21 protein-coding genes are annotated in these 26816 nt (G+C 44.4%); 2 read left to right on the plus strand and 19 right to left on the minus strand.

Annotation, left to right across the window (positions count from 1 at the left end):
• Positions 1-118: 118 nt before the first annotated feature.
• Positions 119-3211: a CocE/NonD family hydrolase gene (locus FJR71_RS03675; RefSeq protein WP_140814118.1), complete on the minus strand. Its 3093-nt coding sequence runs from the start codon at positions 3209-3211 to the stop codon at positions 119-121.
• Positions 3212-3684: 473 nt separating this feature from the next.
• On the opposite strand from FJR71_RS03675, the gene FJR71_RS03680 reads away from it, so the two are divergent.
• Positions 3685-5136, plus strand: coding sequence for an alpha-amylase (locus tag FJR71_RS03680; RefSeq protein WP_140814119.1), 1452 nt, complete (start codon positions 3685-3687; stop codon positions 5134-5136).
• Positions 5137-5501: 365 nt separating this feature from the next.
• Here the strand turns inward: FJR71_RS03680 and trxA are convergent, their stop codons facing one another.
• The 12 genes from trxA to FJR71_RS03745 all read right to left on the minus strand — a co-directional run bounded on the left by trxA (position 5502) and on the right by FJR71_RS03745 (position 19835).
• Complete coding sequence (gene trxA, locus FJR71_RS03690) at positions 5502-5816, minus strand: thioredoxin (RefSeq protein ID WP_006595996.1); 315 nt, start codon at positions 5814-5816, stop codon at positions 5502-5504.
• A 93-nt stretch (positions 5817-5909) separates the two neighbouring features.
• Entirely contained in the window at positions 5910-8981 is a 3072-nt protein-coding gene (locus FJR71_RS03695; protein ID WP_140814120.1) for a CocE/NonD family hydrolase, read from the minus strand.
• Positions 8982-9095: 114 nt separating this feature from the next.
• Entirely contained in the window at positions 9096-11096 is a 2001-nt protein-coding gene (locus tag FJR71_RS03700; protein ID WP_048789164.1) for a peptide ABC transporter substrate-binding protein, read from the minus strand.
• A 109-nt stretch (positions 11097-11205) separates the two neighbouring features.
• Entirely contained in the window at positions 11206-11991 is a 786-nt protein-coding gene (gene trpA / locus FJR71_RS03705; RefSeq protein ID WP_140814121.1) for a tryptophan synthase subunit alpha, read from the minus strand.
• Positions 11992-11993: 2 nt separating this feature from the next.
• Positions 11994-13196 (minus strand): tryptophan synthase subunit beta, encoded by a 1203-nt coding sequence (trpB, locus tag FJR71_RS03710; RefSeq protein ID WP_140814122.1) that lies wholly within the window; start codon positions 13194-13196, stop codon positions 11994-11996.
• Positions 13193-13774 (minus strand): phosphoribosylanthranilate isomerase, encoded by a 582-nt coding sequence (locus FJR71_RS03715; protein ID WP_140814123.1) that lies wholly within the window; start codon positions 13772-13774, stop codon positions 13193-13195. The genes trpB and FJR71_RS03715 overlap by 4 nt, the downstream gene beginning before the upstream one ends.
• On the minus strand, positions 13761-14528 hold the full coding sequence (gene trpC, locus FJR71_RS03720; protein WP_140814124.1) for an indole-3-glycerol phosphate synthase TrpC: 768 nt from the start codon (positions 14526-14528) through the stop codon (positions 13761-13763). The genes FJR71_RS03715 and trpC overlap by 14 nt, the downstream gene beginning before the upstream one ends.
• On the minus strand, positions 14525-15529 hold the full coding sequence (gene trpD, locus FJR71_RS03725) for an anthranilate phosphoribosyltransferase (RefSeq protein ID WP_140814125.1): 1005 nt from the start codon (positions 15527-15529) through the stop codon (positions 14525-14527). The genes trpC and trpD overlap by 4 nt, the downstream gene beginning before the upstream one ends.
• A 64-nt stretch (positions 15530-15593) precedes the next feature.
• On the minus strand, positions 15594-16160 hold the full coding sequence (locus tag FJR71_RS03730; protein ID WP_140814126.1) for an aminodeoxychorismate/anthranilate synthase component II: 567 nt from the start codon (positions 16158-16160) through the stop codon (positions 15594-15596).
• Positions 16157-17512 (minus strand): anthranilate synthase component I, encoded by a 1356-nt coding sequence (trpE, locus tag FJR71_RS03735; protein ID WP_140814127.1) that lies wholly within the window; start codon positions 17510-17512, stop codon positions 16157-16159. The genes FJR71_RS03730 and trpE overlap by 4 nt, the downstream gene beginning before the upstream one ends.
• Before the next feature lie 498 nt (positions 17513-18010).
• Positions 18011-19048, minus strand: a complete 1038-nt coding sequence (locus tag FJR71_RS03740) for a M42 family metallopeptidase (protein ID WP_140814128.1) — start codon at positions 19046-19048, stop codon at positions 18011-18013.
• A 184-nt stretch (positions 19049-19232) separates the two neighbouring features.
• Complete coding sequence (locus FJR71_RS03745) at positions 19233-19835, minus strand: hypothetical protein (RefSeq protein WP_140814129.1); 603 nt, start codon at positions 19833-19835, stop codon at positions 19233-19235.
• A 236-nt stretch (positions 19836-20071) separates the two neighbouring features.
• Between FJR71_RS03745 and FJR71_RS03750 the strand changes: the two genes are divergently transcribed.
• Entirely contained in the window at positions 20072-20767 is a 696-nt protein-coding gene (locus FJR71_RS03750) for a VIT1/CCC1 transporter family protein (protein WP_140814130.1), read from the plus strand.
• A gap of 183 nt (positions 20768-20950) precedes the next feature.
• Here the strand turns inward: FJR71_RS03750 and FJR71_RS03755 are convergent, their stop codons facing one another.
• The 6 genes from FJR71_RS03755 to FJR71_RS03780 form a co-directional block, all read right to left on the minus strand.
• The gene (locus tag FJR71_RS03755) at positions 20951-21490 is read right to left on the minus strand and encodes an NADPH-dependent FMN reductase (protein WP_140814131.1); all 540 of its coding nucleotides are present in this window, start codon (positions 21488-21490) and stop codon (positions 20951-20953) included.
• A gap of 148 nt (positions 21491-21638) precedes the next feature.
• The gene (locus FJR71_RS03760; protein WP_140814132.1) at positions 21639-22490 is read right to left on the minus strand and encodes a VOC family protein; all 852 of its coding nucleotides are present in this window, start codon (positions 22488-22490) and stop codon (positions 21639-21641) included.
• 147 nt (positions 22491-22637) lie between these two features.
• Positions 22638-24239 carry a type I restriction-modification system subunit M gene (locus FJR71_RS03765; protein ID WP_140814133.1) on the minus strand — a complete coding sequence of 534 codons (1602 nt, stop codon included), beginning with the start codon at positions 24237-24239 and terminating at the stop codon, positions 22638-22640.
• A 29-nt stretch (positions 24240-24268) separates the two neighbouring features.
• Positions 24269-25090: a hypothetical protein gene (locus tag FJR71_RS03770; protein ID WP_140814134.1), complete on the minus strand. Its 822-nt coding sequence runs from the start codon at positions 25088-25090 to the stop codon at positions 24269-24271.
• 1 nt (position 25091) lies between these two features.
• Complete coding sequence (locus FJR71_RS03775) at positions 25092-25478, minus strand: hypothetical protein (protein WP_246040093.1); 387 nt, start codon at positions 25476-25478, stop codon at positions 25092-25094.
• A 162-nt stretch (positions 25479-25640) separates the two neighbouring features.
• The gene (locus FJR71_RS03780; protein WP_140814136.1) at positions 25641-26801 is read right to left on the minus strand and encodes a restriction endonuclease subunit S; all 1161 of its coding nucleotides are present in this window, start codon (positions 26799-26801) and stop codon (positions 25641-25643) included.
• Between the last annotated feature and the right edge of the window lie 15 nt (positions 26802-26816).

The raw sequence follows: 26816 nt of genomic DNA on the forward strand, positions 1-26816 counted from the left end.
CCTCTTGAAAAATGGTGGCAATTTGTTCTTGGAAATGTTCTATGGATCTCAATGGAAGCCTCCTTCTGATGGACTGGATCCTTTGATATGCTATCACCCTTGGGCGATCAGTCTGGTATTATTGATCTTCTTTGCGACGGTAGACAACTTTCCACAAGCTAGTCGCAAGGACGGTTAGCAAGCCATAAACTGTCCAGATATTTACTGTTTCTCCAGTTTCAGGCAAGTGAGCTTCCTCCTTTTCAGGCAAGCGAGCGACACTTTCCTCTCCTTGACTTTTGCTTTCGCTGACGTGTGCTAATTGAGCCAATTCTTCTTTCTGTTCTTTACGGAAGTCCATTTGGTCTCGTCCAACTGGTGGTTGTTGTTCCAGATGACTAGCTTGATCAACAACAGAGACCTTACCGGCTTCTTCCACTACAGTAGGCTTCTTCTTAGCAATTGGGAGAATACGATCTGCCAAGCTTGCATATTCAGTATCCTTTTCACTTGGCTGGTAGCGGAATAAGAGCGACCGACTAGCTTCGACAGTTGGGATGGTTGTTGAAATAGAGTCTGTCTTGAAGGTCACTTCATATGGATCCGCAAAATAGATATAATCCGGATCATAGGTGTGTAGGCTCAAGACCAGACGATGACCTTTCTTCACTGTGTACAAGTTTGGTTGCAAGTACATGGTGTAATCATGGAATTCATTTTCTTTGACATCAATAGAATGACTAGAACTTGCTGAGTCATAGCGAGATGCTGGATTAGCCAAATTCATCCAACCACGCGCAATCACCACACTCTTAACCTTGTGGGTCTTATAACGTTTGAGAGGCAGAGTCTCTAGGTTGCTACCGTTCCAGTAACCTGTCTCATCGATGGTTTCTTTTTCCAGTGTGCGCGTGCTGTAGCCATCTTTATCATAGGTGATTTCTTCCTTAACGACATCAAATTCCTCATCGGAAACATCCATCAGGGTCGCACTGACATGGGCATGGTTCTTGTCTCCCTTGACAAAAGCTGCGCTAAAATGCACCGGAATATGACCTTTAATGGTCGTATCTTGGTCGACGGTGGCTGCATAGGAAGCTGCCACTTCGGAAGAATGGAAGGCTGCATCCTGGTTGCGTGTGGTCCAGTTGTTTCCCGTGCCATAATAATCCCCCGTTACTGTTACCTCTTCCCGCTTAGAGTAGATCCGACCTGAGATAGCTTGATCCGTATCCCATTTGTCAAAACGGTGCCACTTGCTAGGATCCAAATTGTCCTGAGCCGTTACTTGTGGGAGATTTTCAATGCCATTTTCGATACCGTAGAGGTAATGGCTATACCAGAGATTCATCAGGTCATTAAAAGCTTGTCCTGCCACTTCTGTCCCTGACCAACGCGTGGATGGATAGATGTGATTGCCCTGGTGGAGCAAGACCTTGGGATCGATTCCTGCCTTCTTATAGGCTTCCAGCATAAGTTCGAAATGTTTAGGCTTGACGTTGTCATCATTGAGCCCTTGGATAATGAGAGGAGTTGCCTTTAAGTTGGCTGCGTTGAGCGTGTAGTCGCGTTTCGCATATTCTTCGTTATAATTATGACCATCCTTGTGTTGGAGTTCATTGAGCTTGGTGATGTAGGCTGCATAGTAATCCTTGACCTTGTCCCAATCTTCCTTGTCAAGGATACGACCAGAGGTATAGACAGATAACCAGGAAAGGTCATTGGAAGCACCTGTATCAAGGGGAGATCCTTGGCTGTTGAAATGGTCATACCAACTGGCAATCCCTGCTGCTGGCACAATGGTCTTGAGACCTTCCACTCCAGTAGACGCCACTCCAAAAGTTGTCGTACCTGCCCAAGACAAGCCTGTCATGGCTACATTTCCATTGGACCAGTCTGCCTTGACTTCATGGTTGCTAGTCTTATCTGAGTAGGCTTTACGTTTGCCGTTAAGCCACTCCACGATATTCTTGTAAGCTGCCACTTCAAGGTCTGAGCCGGTCGTATTGATCCCATCGGATCCTTTTGAGCCCAAGCCACTGCTGGTCACCACTGCATAGCCACGAACCAAGTAGTAATTGTACCAGTTGAGATTTTCATAGTCATAGTGTGTATAGTCATTCGAGCTTTCACGAGGATTGACATAGTACCATTCTTTTGGATCGGTCGCTTTGGCTACTTCTTCTGTCGTTACAGTTTTGCTGGCTTGGCGTTTGGCAGGTTTTTCATAGAGCTTGGCCATCTCGAAGTTTCCACCTTCTTTGAGACCAATTCCCTCTAAGGTACGCTCTTCGGTCGTCCCTGTTACATAAGGGCTAGCTTCAAAGATACTGGCAGCCTTATAGTCCCCATTGACAGCAGCTTTTGGCACCTGTACAAAGGTCTTGACTAAATCCGGTTTGCCATCTCCATCCGTATCATAGTCAGTTTCAACATAGACAATATAGCGGACGATGTCACTCTTATCATAGGAATAATGCTCAATATCATCCCCAGGTGAAAATGGGAAGATGGGCTGGGCTCGTCCATTCAAAAAGAGAGGTTTCTTCCGCTCTGCTCGGTATGCAGTATGGAGCTTTTTAGCCACTTCTACCATGCTGGAGAGATCCGTGACCGGTGCAGAACCCTCTACTCCCTCCTTGACCATTCCTAAGCTCTTAGCAAATGCCAATCGATCTTTATCGGTAGACCCGACTTGATTCTCCTTGGTCGAGGCCCAGTTCAAGAGCTGGTTGACAGCGTCTATCACTGTAGCTTCCTTCTTCACATCTGACTCTGCTACTGGTTGACCAGTCACTTCTGAAAGTTCTCCTAGAGTCACTTTAGGAGCGCTAGAAACTGGAGAAGGATTCTTCTCTGCAACAGACACTTCTGCTGATTGAGGAGCATCACTAGTAGGCTGGACTGGAGCTTTTTCTGCTACAGCAGTCTCCTTGGTCGGAGAGGATTCATTTCCCGTTGTCGGCTGAATCGTTGTAGGACCTGTTTCAGCAGTCGCTTGGTCCAAGTTAGGTTGATTCGTAAGCTCCTTCTTAGGAGACAGCTCCCCACTTGCTGGAACTGCATCTGAAATAGGAGTGGCTTCAGCTGTACTTGGCTGTCCCACCTGGGTAGTCAAGGCTGGTTCTACACCATTCGTAGCTACTTCCTCCGCCTGGACATGGCGCGCCAAAACAACTGGACTCAGTAACAAACTTGCAAAAACAATCGAAACAAGGCTAGATTTTTTCATATACAAACTCCTTTGAAAGGTGTCGTTTTAACGGTTTATCCGAAACGACAATAAGTAGACAAGATCATTTTTCAATAGATGCAGTAAAAACGAACCCTCCTTTCAACAACGGCATCTCCTCCTGTCCGCAAGCTAGAATTCCTCTCATTTGGTATACAGCTAGCTTTCAAACAGGATAACAACTTAACTGACAGCAGGGAAAATCCTACAGACATTCCTTCCTGTCAATCAAATGATGGAGACACTTCTTCGACTGATAGTCCCTTTTTAGACAGATTGAGCCAACTTGAACAAAACCGAAAAAAATAGTTCCTATTCATGAGGGCAAATTCCTCATTTTTCTCATGCGAGAGCTCGTTTCCAGCCCATTTATCCTTAATCCAATAAAGACAGCGTTTTCGAGAGTGCAAACCTTTGCCCTATCCTGTCATTTTTGGTAAAATAAGGCATTATTCACGAAAGATGAGAACAAAATGGAAAATCAAACCTTAATGCAATATTTTGAATGGTACCTACCCTCAGATGGCCAACACTGGTCCCGCTTAGCTGCAGATGCTCCTCACCTGGCAGATTTGGGCATTCGTAAAATCTGGATGCCACCTGCTTTTAAAGCAACATCTGCCAATGATGTCGGCTATGGCGTCTATGACCTCTTTGACCTTGGAGAGTTTGACCAAAAAGGGACTGTCCGCACCAAGTATGGATTCAAAGACGACTACTTGCAAGCCATTCAGGCCTTAAAAGAAGCTGGAATCCAGCCTATGGCTGATGTGGTCCTCAACCATAAGGCAGCAGCCGATGGTTTAGAAAAATTTGAAGTGGTCGAAGTGGACCCTAACGATCGGACCATTGTCTTGACAGAGCCCTTTACTATCAAGGGCTGGACCAAATTTACCTTTGATGGCCGAAATGGAGCCTACAATGACTTCCACTGGCACTGGTACCACTTCACCGGTACCGACTACGATGCTTCCCGCAATAAGAGTGGCATCTACCAAATCCAAGGGGAAAACAAAGGTTGGGCACAGGATGATCTGGTCGACAGCGAAAACGGCAACTATGATTACCTCATGTACGCTGATATCGACTTCAAACACCCAGAAGTGGTCGAAAACCTCAACCAATGGGCTGAATGGTTTATTGAAACAACTGGGGTAGAAGGCTTCCGTCTCGATGCGGTTAAACACATCGACTCCTTCTTTATGAAGAACTTCATCCAGCAAATCACGGACAAATATGGAGACGATTTCTACGTATTTGGTGAGTTTTGGAACGGGGATGAACAAAGCAACAATGACTACCTAGCTAGCATTGACTATCAGTTCGACTTAGTCGACGTTGCCCTCCACCAAAATCTTTTTAGAGCTAGCCAAGAAGGGGAAAACTTTGATTTAACCACTATTTTCAATGGTACGCTCGCAAGCAATCATCCAGAAAGTGCTGTAACCTTTGTCGATAATCACGATACCCAGAGAGGACAAGCTTTAGAGTCCACTGTTGGTGAATGGTTCAAACCTGCCGCTTATGCCCTCATTCTCCTCCGCGAGGCCGGACTTCCATGTGTCTTTTATGGAGACTATTACGGCATTTCAGGGGACTTTGCCCAGCAGGATTTCCAAGCGGAGCTTGATCAACTCCTTCGTATCCGCAAAGACTTATCCTACGGTGAACAAAGGGACTACTTTGACGATCCTAACTGCATTGGTTGGACTCGCTCTGGAACGGAAGAGTCTGCTCCTATCGCCTGCGTCATTTCAAATGCGGCTGCATCTGCCAAACGCATGGAAATCGGCCAAGCATATGCAGGACAGACCTACTACGATGCCCTAGGAAATTACCAAGAACCCGTTCAAATCCAAGAAGACGGCTGGGCTGATTTCCCAGTCTCAGAACGCTCCGTCAGCGTATGGATTTTAGCAGACTAACTAGAAAATTTAATTGACTGAAGAGGCTAGGACAAAAGTTCTAGCCTTTCAATTGTCTTTGGATTGTCGAGCAAGACGCAGTGGTTGAGTGGGCTCTACTACGCTGATTTCATCAGCTTTTACAGCCCTAATCAACTGTGCGGAGGTGGGACGACGAAATCGAATTCTAACGAATTACCGATTTCTGTCCCACTCTCTTTCTTATATTTTATGGCAAACCACAGGTTCATTCTAACACCTTAGGAAAGCGCTGTCAATTCCTTATCTTATTCTGTTAACAAATTCATAAAAAGAAAAAACTCGCCCACTTCCAACATCGGAAATGAACGAGTTTGATTCGCTAAGAAGCAAGGGCTTCTTTTATCTTAGCTTAATTCCGCAACAATCGCTTTGAGTTGTTCTTTGGTGTGAACACCAGCGACTTGTTTCACCACTTGGCCATCTTTTTTGAACAAGAGTGTTGGGATGGACATGATGCCGAAGTTACGAGCAGTGTTTGGATTTTCATCCACATCCATCTTAAAGATTTTCAAGTCATCTTCATGGATTTCTTCTGCTAACTGTTCCAAGATTGGGGCCTGCATCCGGCAAGGACCACACCAAGTTGCCCAGAAGTCCACCAAGACCAAGCCTTGGCTAGTTTCTTGTTCAAATGTTGCATCTGTTAGTACGTGTACCATAGTTCCTCCTTTGATCAGTGCTTTCCACTAATCTCTCATTGATAGTTCTATTCTACACCAAAATTCTAGTTTTTAGAAATATTTGCTACGTTCTCAGCCTTGGACATCTTCTTTCTTTTTCTTCCAGAAAAGAAGGCTAGACAAGAGGAGGGTACCTAACCCATAGAATCCTATCCATTCCTTTTCAGTGCCTGTTTGAGGAAGCTGACCTGCTTTTTCTTGCGCTGGAACTACTGCTTTACCCGTCTCATAGACAAATGTTTGTCCATAAGCAACAGATAGAGATTCTGGTTTTGCAGTTTCTTTCTCAGCCGTTTTGACGAGTGGACGAAGATTTGTACCAGCAGGAAGCTCTGATCTACCATATCTTTCAGGCTCTGGAAGGACTGGCAGATGGTATTCTTCGATGTAATGAACTGCTGGTTCTACCAATTTGGCTCCTTGAATCTCTGGAAGGGCAGCATATGCTGTATCAGCCGCGTTAGGAAGATAAGTAGCTACTTGCGAACGCGTCCCTTCTACAATCGGAATGGTCGCACGGATAGAATCTGTCTTGAAGGTGACTTCGTAAGGATTTTCAACGGTTAAGTCAGATGGATCATAGGTATTGAAGACTAGGGCTAATTTGTGGCCCTTTTTAACCGTATAGAGGTTTGGTTGGAGATGGACCGTATAGTCGTGGAATTCTCCAACTTTTGGCTCGATACTATTTCTTGAGCTGGCTGAATCATAGCCAGACTCAGGGTTGGCCAGGTTGATCCATCCTTTAGCAATGACCTTGTATTTAGTCTTAATGGTCTCAAACTCTGCTACAGAGAGATTAGAAAGGTTACTTCCCATCCAGAAGCCGTCTGCTTTTTTTTCTGCTTTGACGCCACCGTTGCCGACCACATCAAATTCCTCATCAGAGACGTCGACTAAAAGGGCATTGATCTGGAAGTTCTTGCCTTTCCCCTTAGCCAGGGCTGCCTTGAAGTGCACTGGGATATGCCCTTTGATGGTAGTATCTTCTGTCACTTCTGACACAAAGGTCATGTTGGCTTTTGAAGAACCTTGGCTCACAGTTTCGTTGCGTTTAGCAATCTCTATGCCAGCTCCTGCGTAATCACTTGAAATCGTCTCTTCCAAGCGTTTCGACTGGGCATTGAGGAAGAGGCGTTGTGAAGTCTTCCAGTTATCATAAGTGGTCCACTTGCTTGGGTCATAGTTGTTTTGAGCCAAGACAGCTGGTAATTTGTCAACTTGATTCTCTACCCCGTACAAGTAATGACTAAGCCAGGTATTCAAAAGATCATAGAAATCTTGGCCATTGGCCTGAATACCATAACCACGAGACATGGCTGCTGGATAGACGTGGTCTCCCTGGTGGAGATAGAGCTTGACATTTTGGCCTGCCTTCTTGAGGGCATCGTACATGAGTTCAAAATGCTTGGTTTTAACGTTGTCATCATTCAAGCCGTGAACCAAGAGGGCACTGGTCTTGAATTTTTCAGGATGAAGGGTATAATCCCGCTCCTTCCAGACATCGCTGTAATTGCGTTCGTGCGCATTTTGGTCCTTGTTTAGCTGGTTTATATAGTTGGCATAATTTTGCCAAATCCCTGCCCAATCGTCTTGATCCAGCATCCGCGTGCTAACATAGAGGGAGAGCCATGAAAGGTCACTATAAGGTGCATTGCCAAACTGGGTTCCTTGACTATTGAAATAATCATACCAAGAGGCGATTCCTGCTGCCGGAACGATAGTCTTTAGGCCTTCTACGCCTGTCGCTGCCACACCAAAGGTCGTGGTTCCAGCCCAGGATAGACCGGTCATGGCAACATTTCCTGTAGCCCAGTCTGCCTTGATTTCGACATTGCTAGTCTTATCGGTGTACGCCTTGCGTTTGCCATTGACCCACTCGATGATATTCTTGAAGGCATTGATTTCGAGGTCAGACCCTGTGGTGTTAAATCCTTCTGATCCCTTGGTACCAAGTCCTGCACTGGAGATAAAAGCATAGCCTCTGACCAAGAAATAGTCGTACCAGTTGAGATTTTCGTAGTCATAGATATACTCGTAGGGACTGTAGTAATACCAATCCGAAGCCTTGGCCTTCTTAGCTGCATCTACAGTTGACGAGTTTCCAACTGCTTGTCGTTTAGCCGGTTGCTTCCGCAATTTCTTCATATCATAGGAGCCATCTGTCGGCAAGCCCAAACTTTCAAGGGTCACATAGTTCTCATCCAAGGTTCCTGCTACATAAGGACGTGCTTCAAGAATGGTCGCTGCCTTAAAGTCTCCCCTGGCAACTGCCTTAGGCAACTGGACAATGGCCTTGACTAGGTCCGGCTTGCCATCCGCATCTGTATCGTAATCGGTCTCCACATAGACTGGGAAGCGGACGATTTCGCTATCCTCATAGTGGTAGTCTTCATCTGATTTTTCCCCAGTTGTATAAGGGAAGATGGGTTGAGCCCGCCCATTTAGAAAGAGAGGAGCTTTCTTTTCAGACCGATAGGCATCATAGAGTTTCTTAGCAATGCTATACATATTGGTCAGCTCTTCTTGACTGACCTTGCGGTTCAAGTCTTCTTGAGTACTGATCATTCCTAGACTCTTAGCAAAGCGTTCCCGATCCGCCGCCGATTGACCGACCTGTTTGGAATCCGTCGCAGCCCACTGAAGCAATTCATCAACAGCATTTTGAACCGTTAATTCCTTATCCTTGAGCTCACTATTTGCCAAGCTTCCTGTGTAAGAGGTTAAGGCTTGTCCTGTCGCTGGAGTTGATGTTCCCGTCGAAGCCACTGGACTAGTTGGGACACCTGCCCCCTGAGGTGCCTGCGGGAGGTTTGTTTTTTCAGTTACTGTCACGGTCTTTTCTTGTCCGACTGGCTGGTCAACCTTCTCCGTCTCTGCCGGAGCAATTGGACTCGGTCCTGCAGGTTCAGAAGTTTCTACTTCCTTCTTAGGTTCCACACTTGGAGCGGATGCAGACTGGTCTACTTGAGATGGGGAAGCTACCCCTTCAGAAGCTACAGGCTCCGGAGCCACCTGAGTCACCACGTCTTTCGTTGGAGCAAGCTCTGCTAGGTTCTCATCTGCTGCTACCACTTGATTTAAGACAAAGGGAGCTAGCAAAAGGCTTGAAGCCACCATGGACACCACTGTTTTCTTTTTCATAAAAGAGACCTCACTATTTTGTAATCAATACAGCTATTATACTATGTAAGCGTTTTTATAGCAAATTCTGAACAAGAAAAAAATCGAGGCAAATTTGCCTCGATCAAAAGATATTTATTTCACGTGATCTTTTAATTCTTCTTGAGCTTTTTGGTTAGACTCTGCTTGCTCTTTCTTCCATTTTTCAAGAGCTTTGTTGTAGTCTTCGGTTGTTACAGCCTTGTCTTGAAGTTCCATACCTTTGTAGACAACGTTGTCTTTCCCTTTACCACCGGTCCAGCCAAATGGTGCTGAGAATGGTACGACACGAGTCAAGAATGGACGACCAGTCTTAGAAGTGGTTGGGATGACCAAAGCACTATCCGTCAACCAAGCTTGAGCTGCAGCATATTTCTCATAACGTTTGTTAAGGTCTTGTGTTTCAGCTCCTGCTTCTGTTACCATCTTCTCAAAGTCGTACAAGCCAACTTTCTTAGCTGCCTCATTGTTTTCGCTTGGGTCAAATCCAAGGAAGGTACGAGTGTTTTCACCAGAAGAAGCTTTCAAGATATCAAGGTAAGTTGATGGGTCTTGATAGTCTGGGCTCCATCCGACGTTATCTGAGATATCCCAGTCTTCGTCTTCTGCTTTAGCAGCAAAGAGGGTTACGTTCAAGAGATCTTCTTTTGATACCATATGGATATCGACAACGACATTTTCTTTTCCAAGCGTACTTTCAACCGATTGTTTGAAGGATTGAGCACGTTGAACCTTAGATTGAGTCGTTTGGTCTACTGGCATATCCAAGTGGATTGGGAACTTCACGCCATCTGCTTCAAGTGCAGATTTCGCTTTGGCAAACTCTTCTTTGGCTTGTTTTTCGTTGTAAAGACCATTTTGACCATCGTCAAGATTTGCATCTTTCCACTCGTCTCCATAAGTCACCAACTCAGATTTAACCATCTCACCGAAGGTCTTACCATCTGCTTGAACGAATGTAGGTGGGATGTACAAGTTACGGATCAGTTTGCTTGCTCCATCTTTACCATTTGCTTGGGCAGCATAGGCTTCACGGTCAAAGGCAAAGCTGATTGATTGACGGAAGTCTTTGTTCAAAAGAGCTTTCTTAGTAGATGATTTTTCTTCATCTGTTGTTTTTGCAGTGTACTTGTAAGACTGACGGTCGATATTCACACCGATAACGAAGGTGCTGGCATCTTGAGGTGTGTAGATAATTTCATCTTTAAATTTCTTAGCTTGGTCTGTAAACCCAGGTCCAGTTGGGAACAATTTAGCAAGGCTAAGAGCATTGTCCTCAAATGAGTTCGCCAATTTACTTTGGTCTTGACCATCATAGTACTCGAGCTTAACATCTGTGATGTGAACATTGTCCTTATCCCAGTAGTTTTCATTCTTGCTCATCTCGATAGATGATTTAGAAGTGAAGCTCTTCAAGATGTATGGACCATTGTAAAGAAGAGAGCTAGTGTCACTTGCTTGGGCAAATTTATCCCCTTTTGATTCAACGAATTTCTCGTTGATTGGGAAAGTGATCCCAAGAGTCAACTTAGAATTCCAGAAAGGCTCTGCTTGGTTCAAAGTGATTTGAAGGGTATGATCATCAACTGCTTTAATGCCTACATTTTTGAAGTCTGAAGTCTTACCTTCAACATAATCATTCAAGCCCTTGATAGAGTTTTGAATGATGTAGAGCATTTCAGACTTGTGGTCAGCGGCATACTTGATCCCTGCAACGAAGTCATCTGCTGTCACATCCGCATACTCTTCCCCTTCTGAATCATACCATTTGGCATCATCACGAAGTTTGTAAGTATAAGTCAAGCCATCTTGAGAAACTGTCCAATCTTTAGCAAGTGAAGGAATCAAATTTCCATACTTGTCGTTTTCAAACAAACCATCAATCAAGTTTCCTGTGATTTCGTGGGTTGCAGCTTTACCAGATGTGATGTAGTTCAAGTTTTCAGGTTCTGTCTCATAGACGTAAGAGAATTTTTGACCTGCTTCACTTGATTTTGAGCTTGAGCTTGATGATTTAGAACCACCAGAACATGCTGCAAGAATACCTGCTGAAAGAAGAGCTACTCCTGCAAGAGCAATGACATTTCTTTTTTTCATTGTTTACTCCTAATAAATTTTTAAGGTTGTCTTAAGATTATACCACAAAGATTTTCAGAAGAGAAGTAATTTTCTGAAAATTTATTAAATTTTGTAATTTTTCTTATCCTTAGCATTTATTAAAGTGTGAACCATAGTCTACAAAGTCCTTAACATCGCTGGTTTTGCCCTCATGAAGGTCCCGAACAATTTTTGACCCCACGATGACACCATCTGATACCTGATTAAAGCGTTGGATATCTTCTTGGGTGGAGACCCCAAATCCTGTCAGAACTGGAATAGTGGCCAGGTCTCTCAAGGTCGCCAAGTGCTGATCCAAGTCGTCCCGGTAATTGCCCATCTTTCCAGTAACCCCATTGATGGCTACCGCATAGATAAAACCTTCTGCTTCTTGGATCAAGGCCTTTTGGCGTTCGATGCCTGTGGTCAAGCTGACCAAGGGTACAAGGGCAATATCACTCCCTTCCAAGTAAGGTGCTATCATATCCGCATGTTCATTTGGCAAGTCGGGAATGATCAAGCCTTTGACGGAGGTAGAAGCCAATTCTTTTATAAAAGCCTCTATACCATATTGGAAGACTGGATTGATATAGGTCATGATGACCAGAGGAATCTTGGTCTCTTGTTCTTGGAGTTTTTTTACAATAGCGGTTAAGGTCACTCCCTTGGCCAAACTACGTTGCCCAGCCATCTCGATGACTGGCCCATCCGCTACAGGATCCGACCAAGGAATCCCCACTTCAATAGCCGAAGCTCCACTTTCTTCCAAGAGCTGAATGGTGTCAAAGAGGCCATCCAGTCCCTTCTCATGATCCCCCGCCATAATGTAAGGGACGAAAATTCCACGCTTGCTGTCTTTAATAGCTTGTAAATGCTGAGTTAGTGTTTTGGTCATCTCTACTTCCCTTCTGCTTCAAACCGTTCTTTCACCTGCATGACATCCTTGTCTCCACGACCAGATAGGCAGATGATGAGATTTTGGTCCGGAGTCATTTTTGCTGCGACTTTTTGCGCTAGAGCGATAGCATGACTGGACTCCAATGCTGGAATGATTCCCTCCAAACGAGAGAGCAACTTAAATCCTTCGAGGGCTTCTTCATCCGTGATGGAATCATAGCTTGCCCGGCCAATTTCATTAAAATAGCAATGTTCTGGCCCCACACCAGGATAATCCAATCCAGCTGAGATAGAGAAAGCCTCCATAATCTGTCCATGGGCATCTTGAAGCACTTCCATCAAGGCTCCGTGAAGGATTCCTGGACGACCTTTGGCAAAGGTCGCTGCGTGTTTGTCCGTATCCAAACCAAGACCAGAAGCTTCTGCTCCGTACATGGCTACAGATTCGTCTTCTACGAAGGGGTAGAACATGCCAATGGCATTGGAGCCTCCACCGATACAAGCTAGGACCGCATCAGGAAGTTTTCCACCTGAGACTTCAGCAAACTGACGTTTGGCTTCCTTACCAATCACGGATTGAAAATCTCGGACAATCTCTGGGAAGGGAGCTGGTCCAAGGGCAGATCCCATGATGTAGTGAGTATCATCAATCCCAGCTACCCATGCACGAAGGGCGGCATTGACCGCATCTTTCAGCACGCGCGATCCGTCTGTCACACTATGGACTTTTGCTCCCAAGAGTTCCATCCGAAAGACATTGAGAGCTTGGCGTTTGACATCTTCTTCCCCCATGTAGATGGTACACTCCATCTCAAAGAGTGCTGCTGCCGTCGCTGTTGCAACTCCGTGTTGACCAGCTCCTGTCTCCGCGATGATCTTTTTCTTGCCCATCCGTTTAGCCAGCAAGACCTGACCTAGGGCATTGTTAATCTTGTGAGCCCCTGTATGGTTGAGGTCTTCCCGTTTCAGGTAGATTTGCGCTCCACCGATATGCTTGGAGAGACTTTTGGCGTGGTAAAGTGGAGTCTCCCGACCTACATAATTCTTGAGCAAATCATCCAATTCCGCTTGAAAGCTTGGATCTGCTTTGGCTTCTCTATAAGCCTTATCCAGTTCAATCACGGCTGTCATCAGGGTTTCTGGGACAAACTGTCCTCCAAATTTTCCATAAAACCCTTTTTCATCCGGTAGTTGATAGTTCATGCTTTCGCTCCTTCTATAAATGCTTTTATCTTTTCTATATCTTTGTGTCCGTCTGTTTCGACCCCCGAAGAGACATCCAGGGCATAGGGCTGAAAGGTCTCTCGAGCTTGGCGGACATTGTCCACTGTTAAGCCCCCTGCAATAAAGAAATCCTGCTGGATCTTCTGATCTTTCAGCAAATCCCAATCAAAGGTTTGCCCACTCCCAGCTACGGGAGCATCAAAGAGCAGATAATCTGCCTGGCTTGACACTTGGGCTTCCCCACCTCTGAGCTGGATGGCTCGAATGACGGGAACTGAGATCTTTGGAATCAGAGTTTCATCAAACATTCCATGAATCTGAACGATGTCTAAGGGAACCTGAGCAATGGCTTGCTCCAAGTCCTCTAGACTGGGTGAGACAAAAACTCCGACAATTTTGGTCTTGCCAGTCACCAGTTTTGCTAATTCGTGGGCTTGCTCCAGACTGACTTGTCGCTTGCTCTCAGCGAAAACAAAACCGATATAGTCTGCGCCTGCTAGGACAGCCGTCTCCACTGCTTCCACTGTAGACAGGCCACATATTTTAACCTTTGTCAATTTGCAACTCCTTGACCTTTTCTGCTACATCCCCTGCTGTCATGAGGGCAGTCCCTACCAAGATCCCATTAAAGTAGGGAGCGACTAGAGCCGCATCTGCACCATTAAAAATAGCGGACTCCGATATATAAACCGGCTGGTCTTTAAAATGTGTAGACAATTCAAGACTAGTATTCAGATCCGTTTCAAAGGTGACCAGGTTCCGGTTGTTGACTCCGATGATGTCAGCCCCGATCCGATGAGCTATTTCGAGCTCGGGTAAGTTATGGGTCTCTACCAGCACCTCCAAACCAAGTCCCGTCGCAAAATCATAAAGCTCCTTGAGCCGGGCTTCTGGCAGAGCTGCTACAATCAAGAGAATAACCGTCGCTCCGGCATTACGAGATCGGATAATCTGTTTCTCATCAATGATAAAATCCTTGGCCAAGGTTGGAATCGTCACCTGGGAAGAAATCTCACGAAGGTAGTCTAGATCTCCCTTGAAGAAAACTTGGTCCGTCAGAACCGAGATCATGGCTGCCCCATTTTCTTCATAGGTCTTGGCTTGGGCGACAATATCTACATCCAGATTGATATCCCCCATACTAGGACTTGCCTTCTTCACCTCGGCGATGATCTGCAAGTGCTCTTGATGGCTCTTGAGAAAATCATAGAGGCGATAGGTCTGACGGAGAGGCTGGAGATCTTCCATGACCATTTGCGCCACTTCTTTTTCTTTTTGTTCTAGGATCGTCGGTAGAAAGGCTTTACTCATACTTGAACCTCTTGTAAGTGTTGCAATTTAGCAAGGGCAGAACCATCTGCAATCAATTGACGTGCCAGCTCTACACCTTCTTTGATGGTTGTGACTTTTCCATTTGCATAGAAACCAAGACCTGCGTTGAGAACCGTTGTTTCCAGATAAGGGCTGGCTTCATTCTTCAAGACACTAAGGAGAATCGTAGCATTTTCCTTGGCATCACCACCAGTAATTTCGGACAACTCCACCTTGTCCATACCCAGATCTTCATAGGTAAAGGTATGCTGGCTGATCTTGCCATTTTCTAGCAGGGTGTAGGTATTGGTTCCATAAAGAGCCGCTTCGTCCATATTGTCAGGACCTGTGATAACGACGGCACGTTTACGTCCCAACTGTTGAATGGCACGTGCGACAATCTCTTGCAATTCGGCACGATAGAGACCCATGAGTTGCGTTTCTAGATCCAACGGATTAGCGAGAGGGCCGACCAGGTTCATAATAGTTGGAATCCCCATAGCTTGGCGAGCTGGGCCAATGAAGCGCATAGCCGGATGCATGGTCTGCGCAAAGATAAAGGCTAAACCAACCTCATCCAAAGCTTTCGAAAGGATCTCTGGTGAGGCAGCCACGTTGATGCCAAGTTCTTCTAGGACATCTGCAGAGCCCGACTTAGAAGAAACAGAGCGATTGCCGGCCTTGGCCATGCGGATCCCCCCAGCAGCCAAAACGAAGCAAACGGTCGTTGAAATGTTAAAGCTATAGGATTGATCGCCACCAGTCCCGCAGTTGCACATAGCATCTGAAAAGGTCTCGGGTAAAACCGTTGCATGGGCCTTTAAGGCGCGAACGATCCCCGTAATTTCGTCTGCTGTTTCCCCCTTGGTTTTGAGTCCCATCAAAAAGGCAGCGATTTGACTTTCTGATAGTTGGTTCTGCAAGATTTGATCAAAGACTTCTTGGACTTGCTCTTGCGTCAAGTCTTGGCGATTAGAGATTTGTAAGAATAGTTCTTTCATAAGGGTTTCCTCTTGTCTTTTCTACACGATTCAATTGAAATTTTATCTGGTTGGAACTGCTGGTCTAGTCTAGGACGAGTTTCACAAAATTTTCGATCATTTTTAGACCATCTGGACTACCGATACTCTCAGGATGATACTGAAGTCCGTAGATGGGCAGGCTCTTGTGTTGGATAGCCATGATTTCTTGGTCGTCCGTGGTAATGGCTGTTACCTCAAATTCTTCTGGCATTTGGTCAACGACGATAGAATGGTAACGCATGATGGGCACATCATTCTCAATATCCTCGAAAATAGGAGATGGTGTTTCAAAGGTAATCTGGCTTTGTTTGCCATGCATGACATTCTTAGCCAGGCGCAACTTGCCACCAAAGGTCTCCGCCAGGGCCTGGTGACCTAAGCAAATCCCCAACATAGGTTTCTTACCTGCAAAGTCTTTGATCATGGCTTCCATTTTCCCAGCATCTGCTGGCCAGCCTGGACCTGGGGAGAAGACGAGGGCATCTGCCTTTTCCGCTTGCTCATACAAGCGCTCATCATCATTTCGCAAGACCTCAACCTCTGTAAAAGTTCCCAAGTATTGGGCCAAATTATAGGTGAAGGAATCGTAATTATCCACTAATAAAATCATTGAACATCTCCTATTCTTGTCATTGATTTTGCCTTGTTAATCGTTTCGTAAAATTCATTCTCCGGAATACTGTCGTAGACAATCCCTGCTCCTGCTTGGACATAGGCCTTTTGATTCTTGAGGATCATGGTCCGGATGGCAATGGCAAAGTCCATATCTCCAGTCGCTGAGAGGTAGCCGATAGCCCCTGCATAGACACCACGTTTTTCCTGTTCCAATTCATAGATCCGACGCATGGCCCGAATCTTAGGAGCCCCAGAGACTGTCCCAGCTGGCAAAGTGGATTTGAGTGCATCGAGAGCTGTTAGGTGTGGCAGGAGTTGCCCCTTGACCACACTGGTCAGGTGCATGACATAGCGGAAATACTCCACTTCCATATACTTGGTCACTTCGACCGTCCCGTTTTGAGCGATTTTCCCGATATCATTTCGTCCCAGATCCACTAGCATGCGGTGCTCGGCTGTCTCCTTGATATCGTGAAGGAGTTCATGAGCCAGGGCTTGGTCCTCTTCTTCCGTCGCTCCACGAGGTCGGGTTCCAGCGATTGGATTGGTGGTCACCTCTCCCTTCTTCACCGATACCAGGCTTTCAGGACTGGCCCCAATAATCTGATAGTCGCCAAAGTCATAGAAATAGAGATAGTTGGATGGGTTGGTCACGCGCAAATTCCGGTAATAATCTAAAGGATCTCCCTCGAAGTCTGCAGAGAAGCGTTGACTGAGGACACATTGGAACATATCGCCTTCACGGATCAGCTTCTTGGCCTTCTCCACCATCTCCATAAAGACTTCCTTCTCGATATGGTTGGTGAAGTGGAGGGCCTGCAAGGCCTGAGGGGTGAACTCGTTGGGTGCTTGGGTTTGCAGATTGGTCACCACTTGCCCCAGTGATTGGCGGACCGCATCATTGCTTCGACCAGAGTAGATATTGTCTTCCACCACATAGACTTTTTCCTTCTTGTGGTCAAAAATCACATAGGACTCGTAGATGAAGAAATGCATATCTGGCGTCCCGATGGTGTCCTGAGGAATGGATCCAATCTCCTCATAGACTCCAATCATATCGTAACCTGCAAAACCGATGGCCCCACCAGCGAAAGGAAGATCAGACGTCAGCCCCTTGACCGTTACCTGGTGGAGGTAGTCAAAAGGATCTTGCTCCAGCACCTTGCCATTCTCATACAGGATGCCATCCTGATAGGTCACCTCAAATACTGGATTGTAGGCCACGATAGAAAAGCGGGCATTCTCCTTCTCACGCGGGATCGACTCAAGGATGACCTTATGGTCTCCTTGGACACGCATGTAGGCTAGAATGGGGGTTAAGGTATCAGCTGGTAAAACTTTTTTCATAGGAATTCCTTTCTTTTCCTAGGGACTAGGGACAAAGCGATGCAAGTCCTGATCCAAGCACATCCAATACTCTTCGAAGTTAGCAAGCTGACCCAACTTCAACAGAATACAAAAAACCTCACAGAGTAACACTCTGTGAGGGCATTAAATCGGGTTTAACACGGTACCACCTCAGTTAATGGTCAAAAGGGTAGAAAGCGACCATTATCTCTATCTCCTCTAACAAGGAGTTGCACGATAAGGGGTGCCTACCGAGAAGAATATGTGTTATCCTCTCCTAGTCTAAACAATCAGCCCAATGTTCACTAATCCCGACTACCTGCTCACAATACCCGCAGGCTCCCTGAAAATCTTAAACTAGTTACTTTCTGATTTACTACATATTTTACTACATTTTTTAGGCTTGTCAAGAATTTTTTGACAGTTTCTCCTAAAAAATCTGCCTAGACTACTTGACCAGGCAGATTCCATCCTATGTTTTAATCTTGAAAACGAAGCTTATTTGACCAAGTCACTCTTGAGATAAGCATCGACCATGCGCTCTGTCGCCACGACAGAATCCACGTGGGTCCGCTCATAAGAGTGGCTAGACTCGATCCCTGCTCCGAGAAGACCATGTTTGACTTCTGCACCTGCGCTCATGGCTGCAGAGGCATCTGAGCCATAGAAAGGATAGATATCCAGTTTGTAAGGGATGTTTTGCTCCTTGGCCAAGGCCACCAAGTGCTGGCGGAAACCATAGTGGTAAGGACCAGAAGCATCTTTGACACAGATAGAAACCGTGTACTCATCTGTCTGCTGGTCATCTCCCATAGCCCCCATGTCTACTGCCAGGTATTCGACCGCTTGAGCTGGGATGCTGGAATTGGCCCCATGTCCCACTTCTTCAAAGACAGAAAAGGCAAAGTGAGTCGTCACTGGTAGGGTCACGCCTTCTTCCTTGTAGACGCGAAGGAGGTTAAGTAAGATGGCAGCGCTGACCTTGTCATCCAAGTGACGAGACTTGATAAAGCCTGTATCTGTGACGATGGTCCGAGCATCAAAGCTGATAAAGTCTCCGACTTCAATCCCCAAGTCACGGGTTTCTTTTTCAGAGGTCACTTTTTCGTCCAAGCGCACTTCCATGTTGTCCTGGGTCCGCTCCACAGTTCCCGCATCCTTGTAGACATGGCAAGAGGTTTGGTGGACAAGGATAGTACCCGAATGAGTCTTTCCTGTATTGGCCACATGGACGGTACAGTTTTCCCCTTCAATCATGTTCCAAGGGAAGCCCCCGATGCGATCCAGTTTGAGACGGCCATCTGGCTTAACTGCCCGTACGATCGCTCCAAGCGTATCCACATGGGCTGTGATGTAGCGGTGTTGCTCGTCATTTTCACCCTTGAGAATGACTGTCACGCCTCCCTTAGCTGTCCGAACAGGACTGTATCCCATGTCTGTCAAAGTCTTGACCAAGTAAGCTGCCACTTCTTCCGTATAGCCTGTCGGTGATGCGATGGCTGTGAGTTCTTTTAGATATTCAACTGTTTGATTCATGAATTTCTCCTTCAATAATCTGCTAGTACGATTATAGCACGACTGCCTTTAAAAGACTAGCAAAGCAAGACAGCAAAAAAGAGTCAGCAGATGGAAATTGCAATCTGCTGACTCTTTTCTTACTTTCGATCTTGATCCAATCTATAGCTGCAGAAACTGAGTCCCCACAGAGAAGACAGAAACCTTAGCTAGTTAAACCTCCAACCAACTTATAAGCAGTTACCAAAGCATTTGTCATGGTATCACGGGTTGCTTTAAAGGATTCAACAAAGGCAGCACGGTGCTCATCTGGGAAAAGCGTTGTATCGTCTCCAAATTGAGCAAGAGTTTCATTCAAAGAAGCCAACTCTTCATCCATCTTCTTGATACCAGGTTCCAAGGCCTTGAAATAAGATTCTTGTTCAGATTTTGGCAACTTTTCTCCCAATTCATTGGCATGCTTCTTATAATTTTCAGCTAGTTTAGCATAAAGCGCCTTGATTTCACCGATTGTTTTCGCATTTTCAATTTCTTGATCTGTTACCAAAACAACTTCTGGAGCTGTTGCTTGAGCGCCAGATCCTGATGAAGATTGACTGGAAGAACTACTTGTATCATCCGTCAACTCGAATTTCTTTGAAGAAAATGATTTCTTCTTAGATGAGGAAGACTTCTTAGAAGAAGATTTCTCCACCTTGCTTGAAGACTTCTCTGAAGAAGCCTTTGGTTTTGCAGTTTGATTTCCCGAACATGCGACCAAGGTTAAGACCGAGAGAAGGGTAATACCGCTTGCGACTAATTTTTTCATGGTTGACTCCTATTCATAATTCATTTATAGAATTATATCTAAAATTATTTCGAATGTCAAAGCATTATAATATCTTAGCTCCTTCTGCTGACGGTACATTTTTTAGAATGAGATAAACCTTCTACCCTCCATAGTTCTTTCTTAAATTGTCGGACTTTTATAATTTGACACAAAAGACTTGCAAACTGATGAATATTTAATTATAATCATTCTAAATAAGAAATCAGGAGACAAGTATGACTGAAACAAAACATGGGGTTGATGCCTCTTTTAACGACCGCTTAAATATCTTACGGGCTGGAGTGCTCGGTGCCAATGATGGCATTATCTCAATCGCTGGAGTTGTCATTGGGGTTGCCAGTGCGACCAGTAACCTCTGGATCATCTTTCTATCTGGCCTTTCTGCAATTCTAGCTGGTGCCTTCTCTATGGCAGGTGGTGAATACGTGTCTGTATCGACTCAAAAGGATACAGAAGAAGCCGCTGTGAGCCGAGAACAAGCCCTTCTGGACCGCGATCCAAAAGCTGCACGCGACTCCCTCTACGCAGCCTATATTCAAAATGGGGAATGCGAAACAGCTGCTCAAATCATGACCGAGCGGGCCTTTCTCAAACACCCTCTCAAGGCCTTGGTGGAAGAAAAGTATGGCCTGGAGTTTGAAGAGTTTACCAATCCATGGCATGCGGCTATGTCTAGCTTTGTTGCCTTTGTCCTCGGATCTCTTCCTCCCATGCTGTCCATCCTTCTCTTTCCCAAAGAAATCCGAATTCCCGTAACGGTGATCATCGTAGCCCTTTCCCTTCTCTTTACTGGCTACACCAGCGCCAAGCTAGGAAAAGCCCCAACCAAGCAAGCCATGATCCGTAACTTGGTCATTGGACTACTTACCATGGGTGTTACCTATCTCTTTGGACAATTGTTTAGTATCTAAAAAGAGGCTGGGACAAAAATCCTAGCCTCTCAATTGTCTTTGGATTGTCGAGCAAGACGCAGTGGTTGAGTGGGCTCTACTACGCTGATCACATCAGCTTATACAGCTCTACTCAACTGTGCGGAGGTGGGACGACGAAATCGAATTCTTACGAATGACCGATTTCTGTCCCACTCTCTTTTCTTATGCTTCCAATAAAGCTTGGGCTTGTTTTTCCAATCCTGCGATTGCTTCGTCTGTCAAGACCAATTCGCCTGTTGCCCAGGCTTCTGGGTTAACGGTTGTTCCAGTGAAGTCTCCCACTACTTGGGTACGAACGAATGGTAAGAGAGCTTGGTAGGCTGCAAACATTGGCTCGTATCCAGCATTAGCGACTGAAGAGACTGTTACGATCTTGTCTTGAAGAGCAGATGGGCCACGAGTTTCTGAAAGATCAAGGGCACGGCTGAGCCAGTCGATCAAGTTTTTCACCACACCTGGAATGGCAAAGTTATAGACTGGTGAGAAGATCCAGATGGCATCCGCTGCAAGGACTGCATCACGCGCCGCTTGCACTGCTGGCAAGGTTGGTGTTTCCAAATCTTGGTTCATCATAGGGATGTCCTTGTAGTCCAAGTAAGTCACTGTTGCTTTTCCTTCAAGAAGGCTTTCTGCTTTCTTAGCCATTTGGTGGTTGAATGATCCTTGACGAAGAGATCCGACGATAAATAAAATGTTTTTCATAGATGTTTCTTCTTTCTGTTGTAAGATTATTTATTACAAGTACTATTCTACACGACCCAGATGTAAAGTCAAGAATTACATCTTGAATATTACTAATTATTATTATTTTTTTATCTCTTCTCTCAAAAAGACAGATTTATCAAGCTTTCTAACCCTTTCTGACACGTGTTACAATCCCATCTGGGTCTGTAAACTCGAGCTCGCTTGAGGTCAACCATTTGACAGCTGCCTCCTGCTCTTTTGCTCGCTCTGCGATGGCAACCAAGTCTTCTTTCTTTTCTACTTGGATGACGTAATAGGCAAGTCCAGGAAGCTGGGCTTCTCGTTTGGCCAAGTGCTTGCCACCCCACTCATTGACTGCCAGGTGATGGTGGTAGTCTCCAGAAGCGATCCAGCTAGCTGATGGAATGGTGAACTTATCCGATAGGTCTAGCACAGCTTGGTAAAAGACTGACGCTACTTGGCTATCACTCACCGAGAGGTGGATATGCCCCATGCGGGTAGCGGACGCTATCTGGAAAGGCTCCACCTTGCGGCCCATCTCATAGATCTCTTGGGCAGAGAGCTCCTCCGTCACCCCAATGATGCGACCATCCTCACGGATATCCCACTCCGCCACTGGCTTATCCCGGTAAAGCTCAATGCCGTTGCCCTCTGGATCTTCAAGATAGAGAGCCTCACTGTAGCCGTGGTCGGCAGCTCCGACAAAGGGAAACTTCAGCTCAGCGATATGCTTGAAGACATCCGCTAGGTCCTCCCGACTAGGTAGGAGAATGGCCATGTGATAGAGACCATAGCTAGCCTTAACAGACTCAGTCCTATCCGTTTGGATCAGGTGCACCAAGGGATTGCCTCCAGCCCCAAGAAGGACTTCCTCCTCAGTCTGAGACAAAATCTCCAAACCCAGAATCTGGGTGTAAAAAGCTGTCTGGCGAGCCAGATCCTTCACATTGAGGACTGCTTCTGCTAGGTAAATCTTGCTATTGTAGGCGTAGGTCATAGATGACTCCTTTTCGGTTTTGTTTTGTTGTAACTTTTTGTATTACATCATTATACACTCTTTTTCCAAGGAAGCAAGAAAAACAACTCGACAAAAAACCCTCCTTAGAAAACTAAGGAGGGAATTGTCTGTTAAATGTATTAAGAACTAACCCTTAAACTCTTGGACAAATTTCTTGAGTTCGGCATCGGATTCTGGTGTCGTTCCATGAAGCTGGCTGAGCATGTCTAGAAGAGAGGCTGTCTGGGCCTCAATGGTTGCGTTGGTTTGGTTGATCTTAGCCACGATCTCTGTCAGTGGCTCCACTTCTTCTTCCTCAAAGGTATCCACATAGCGTGGGATATTGAGGTTGTAGTCATTCTCGACGATCTCCTCAAAACTAGCCAGATGGGCAAACTTATCCATGTTCTCTCTGCTCTTATAGGCCTTGAGGATCTTCTCGATATGGGCATCCGTCATGATGTTCTGGTTCTTGCCCTTGTCAAATTCCTTAGAAGCATCGATAAAGTAGACGTCCCGATTGGTCCGGTTCTTCTTGAGAATAATGACCGTCGTTGGGATGCTGGTATTGAAGAAGATATTGGCAGGAAGACCGATCACCGTATCAATGGCTCCTTCTTCTAACAAGGCCTTGCGAATGGTTCCTTCAGCATTGCCACGGAAAAGGACTCCGTGAGGAAGGACGATGGCCATGACTCCTTTGTCCTGCTTGAGGTGGTAATATCCATGCAAGAGAAAGGCAAAGTCAGCCTTGGACTGGGGCGCCAGTTTCCCAAAAGGAGAGAAACGAGGGTCATTCAGGAATCCAGAGCTTGCTGACCACTTGGCAGAGTATGGCGGGTTCATGAGAACACCGTCAAAGTTAGTCGGCTCTTGAGTCGGCCAGTCTTCATCCAGTGTATCGGCATTGTGGAGAAATTGATTTTCAACCGGAACGCCATGTAGGATCATGTTCATCCGAGCTAGGTTATAGGTCGAGGTATTGAGCTCCTGACCAAAGTAGACAACTGTCTGCGGTTTATTAGAGTATTTTTTTGCATTGAGCAAGAGAGAGCCAGACCCCATAGTCGCATCATAGATGGTAAAGCCCTCCTGGTCTTCACGACCTAAAAAGGCAATCTGAGTCATGAGCTTGGCAACAGGTTGAGGTGTATAGAATTCACCAGCTTTCTTGCCCGAGTCAGTCGCAAACTGACCGATCAGATACTCATAGGCATCCCCCAGCATATCACCAGCATGACCAGCCACATCTAGCACAGCCAACTCTTTCATAACTGCTGCCACCGTTTGGTTTTGCTTTTGTGGAGTTGCCCCTAGCTTTTTAGAGTAGAGGTCGATATCTTCAAAGAGATTTTCATAGAGGTCGTCATTCTGCTCGATATCACGAAAACCTTGAGCCAAATCTTCCAGCTGGAAAGTCCCCTCATTGACACGTGCTACCAGAGCCGTAAAAGTCAAGTCAGGCTTGATGATATAGTTGAGCTCATCGTTCATGACAGAGAGCAGATCCTCATGAGTATCCGCATCCTCGTAGTAGTTGCGATAGACCTTAAGGGCATCCTCAAGACTATCTGTTCCCTCTTCCATAGTCTCAGCCACGAAAAAGAGCATCTTGTCTGACAGATACTTATAAAAGACCATACCCAAAAGATAGGACTTGTAGTCGTTGGCATCCATCTTAGAGCGGAGAACATCCGCTGAGTTCCACAGGGCTTGATAGAGCGACTGGGAAGTTTGTGTTGTTTCCATAGTGTTTCTTTCTAAATCATTTTCTTACTTTAATTTAATTTTTTTGCATGGTTAGCTTCCATTTTATGGTGGGTTATTGGATTAGTATATAGCCGTCCAAGTGCTAACTTTAGTAAACATGTTAATTTTCTATTACTATCAATTATGAAATTTTGATTATCGTCTAACTCAAACTCTTGATTAGGATACTGACTGTACGTTCTCAACAAAGTATTTTTAACAGCTATATCATTCAAATCTATTCCATAATCTTTTAAAACAGCTAACATCTTTAAATTATTGGTTTTTATCTTAAATTCCTTAATAAAACGTACTAGATTAAATTCTTTAAACTCATCAACTTCTGCCTGACTTGCTATACGATAGTAATCATCAATCCCCTTAAATAAGCTACGAATCGTTCTAAAATTTTTGAAATACAATTTATCATTTCCATCAAAATAGGCATCGTTCTCAGATTTTAATTCTATACCATTTTCAATAATTGTTCTTTCAGCTCTTCTATGTCTCCATTTCAAGATTGACTTATCAACCAGTCTCTTTGATTGTGTAATTTTTTGAAAAACTAACCCATCATTTTCAACTTTACGAAAAATCAACTCAATTTTCGAGAACTCTTCTTCATTCACATCATTTAGACCCGCAGTATTTAAAAACTTGTCCCCATATTCTTTGACCATAGATATATGAACATCATCAAGTTCAATATAGAACCATTCCTCATGTTCTAACTTTATTTCTGGATCAAATTCTCTACTATTTTCAGGATCAATCTCCGGAGCAACTAATTCAGAAATATCATCCGTGTTATCCAATTTTCTATACGTTCGACCTACTTTTACTAAAAACATACTATTCCTTCTCCAAAAAAGTAAAATTATTTATTCTAACTAGTCCTTTTATAGTCCCAGTTTCTTTAACATCTTTTTTCTTGCTATAAATAATAAAGACATTACCGTTTTTATCAGTGACTCTGTAATAACGATACGAGAGTAACCATATCAAATTGAAATAATACGATCTCTCCATAAGAATCCACCATATTAGAAAAATGAGGACTATTACTACAATCTGATATAAGAAAGTTAATTCACCTAAACCCAGCATAATTACAAAAAGGCCTAAGTAAGTTGGAATGATTTCATTTTCTACCGGCTGTATACTTTCAACTTGAGCAGTATCATTTGCTTCTTTAAATCTTATCAAATACTGCAAGACTCCAAAAGAAAAAGAAAGCATCAGGAAAGTCAACACTCCTATTTTTAGAAAACTACATACATAAGTATCATGTGAGGGAAAAATGTCTATCGTAAATAGATACAAGACTAAACCTGGCGAAAAAGAACAAATTGATAAACAAAATGACAAACATAATCTTTTAAATTTTTTCATAACAAAATTTTATATAAACATATCCTGCAAGAGTTTCTTTTTCAGTGTTTCTAGCTGAGAAATTTTTTCTTGGTGAGAGTTAATGAGGTTATCGAGGTTTGAAAAAAATGAGCCTATGGCTTGTTGTTCAGCAATTGTTGGTAAATAAAATGGAATCTCCGAAAAAGTTGGAAACTGTACACGTTGTTTTTCAATTAAAGTTCCTGTAGCAAACTGTTTATATTGATAGATTGCGTACGTAGTTTTCAATAGAATTTTTAAAAAATCATTATCGAACTTTTCTATATCTATATTTTTCATCACAACATAATAGCCAGAAACCGAAATAGTAACGTCATTATTGTTTAGATCTAAGGCACCTAATGTAAGATTCATTGGATTATAAACAAACTCATTTACATCAACCTTTTTAAATTTATCATTCTTTTTTACCAAAAAATCTCTTTTATAACGTTCTGTTTTAGGTGTTAATCCCTTCTCAACTGTTAAACTCCATAACTCGTTTTCTACAGAAGGTTCAATATAATTTGATACTTGTTCAAAAATATCACCTAGGTAATACTTTCCCCACTCACCTTCAAATCCATCCAAACGAATCTCAGGAACCGTCTGACCAGCTTTGGGAAACATTTTGGTAAGCATGGTCGCCTTGAGAGATTGGTAGTTGGCAAGATTATCCTTGTAGCTAGCAAGAAGGTCGTCGAGGGTACGGAAGAGGGAGCCGATGGCGGATTGTTCGTCAATTTCGGGATGATACACTTTATAGTTTCCAAGTTGAGGAGCTGTCAGTTGAGGAACACCCGTAGATTCATTTAAAATTCTCATTGAATTAATCTGATTTTCAAGATAATCAACATCAATATTATCTGATTGAAGAGTCAAAAGTCTTACAATTGGAGTAAAATTTTCATGTCTTGCCACTGCATATCCAACATCTCCACGACCTGTAACAGTCACTGCAGGAGCTTTCACTTTATAATCGTCATAAAAGCCAACGATTCCTTTGTTTGTCAAAGAATTTGCAACAACGGGATATTTCCCACTTTCCTTCAATCTTTCTTTATCTACATCACCACCAGCAGATATTTTGACAATATCTGTAATTTTATTTTCTGTCCAAGCACCTTGATAGGAATAAAATCTTATTTTAGGAATATCTTGCTTTATCATATTTTTATCTAACCT

The organism is Streptococcus xiaochunlingii, assembly GCF_006385805.1.
Classification (GTDB): Bacteria; Bacillota; Bacilli; order Lactobacillales; family Streptococcaceae; genus Streptococcus; species Streptococcus xiaochunlingii.

Coding starts and splice junctions, on each gene's coding strand:
- FJR71_RS03675 (WP_140814118.1), bottom strand. CDS start 3,211: ATGAAAAAATCTAGCCTTGTTTCGATTGTTTTTGCAAGTTTGTTACTG.
- FJR71_RS03680 (WP_140814119.1), top strand. CDS start 3,685: ATGGAAAATCAAACCTTAATGCAATATTTTGAATGGTACCTACCCTCA.
- trxA (WP_006595996.1), bottom strand. CDS start 5,816: ATGGTACACGTACTAACAGATGCAACATTTGAACAAGAAACTAGCCAA.
- FJR71_RS03695 (WP_140814120.1), bottom strand. CDS start 8,981: ATGAAAAAGAAAACAGTGGTGTCCATGGTGGCTTCAAGCCTTTTGCTA.
- FJR71_RS03700 (WP_048789164.1), bottom strand. CDS start 11,096: ATGAAAAAAAGAAATGTCATTGCTCTTGCAGGAGTAGCTCTTCTTTCA.
- trpA (WP_140814121.1), bottom strand. CDS start 11,991: ATGACCAAAACACTAACTCAGCATTTACAAGCTATTAAAGACAGCAAG.
- trpB (WP_140814122.1), bottom strand. CDS start 13,196: ATGAACTATCAACTACCGGATGAAAAAGGGTTTTATGGAAAATTTGGA.
- trpC (WP_140814124.1), bottom strand. CDS start 14,528: ATGAGTAAAGCCTTTCTACCGACGATCCTAGAACAAAAAGAAAAAGAA.
- trpD (WP_140814125.1), bottom strand. CDS start 15,529: ATGAAAGAACTATTCTTACAAATCTCTAATCGCCAAGACTTGACGCAA.
- FJR71_RS03730 (WP_140814126.1), bottom strand. CDS start 16,160: ATGATTTTATTAGTGGATAATTACGATTCCTTCACCTATAATTTGGCC.
- trpE (WP_140814127.1), bottom strand. CDS start 17,512: ATGAAAAAAGTTTTACCAGCTGATACCTTAACCCCCATTCTAGCCTAC.
- FJR71_RS03740 (WP_140814128.1), bottom strand. CDS start 19,048: ATGAATCAAACAGTTGAATATCTAAAAGAACTCACAGCCATCGCATCA.
- FJR71_RS03745 (WP_140814129.1), bottom strand. CDS start 19,835: ATGAAAAAATTAGTCGCAAGCGGTATTACCCTTCTCTCGGTCTTAACC.
- FJR71_RS03750 (WP_140814130.1), top strand. CDS start 20,072: ATGACTGAAACAAAACATGGGGTTGATGCCTCTTTTAACGACCGCTTA.
- FJR71_RS03755 (WP_140814131.1), bottom strand. CDS start 21,490: ATGAAAAACATTTTATTTATCGTCGGATCTCTTCGTCAAGGATCATTC.
- FJR71_RS03760 (WP_140814132.1), bottom strand. CDS start 22,490: ATGACCTACGCCTACAATAGCAAGATTTACCTAGCAGAAGCAGTCCTC.
- FJR71_RS03765 (WP_140814133.1), bottom strand. CDS start 24,239: ATGGAAACAACACAAACTTCCCAGTCGCTCTATCAAGCCCTGTGGAAC.
- FJR71_RS03770 (WP_140814134.1), bottom strand. CDS start 25,090: ATGTTTTTAGTAAAAGTAGGTCGAACGTATAGAAAATTGGATAACACG.
- FJR71_RS03775 (WP_246040093.1), bottom strand. CDS start 25,478: ATGCTTTCTTTTTCTTTTGGAGTCTTGCAGTATTTGATAAGATTTAAA.
- FJR71_RS03780 (WP_140814136.1), bottom strand. CDS start 26,801: ATGATAAAGCAAGATATTCCTAAAATAAGATTTTATTCCTATCAAGGT.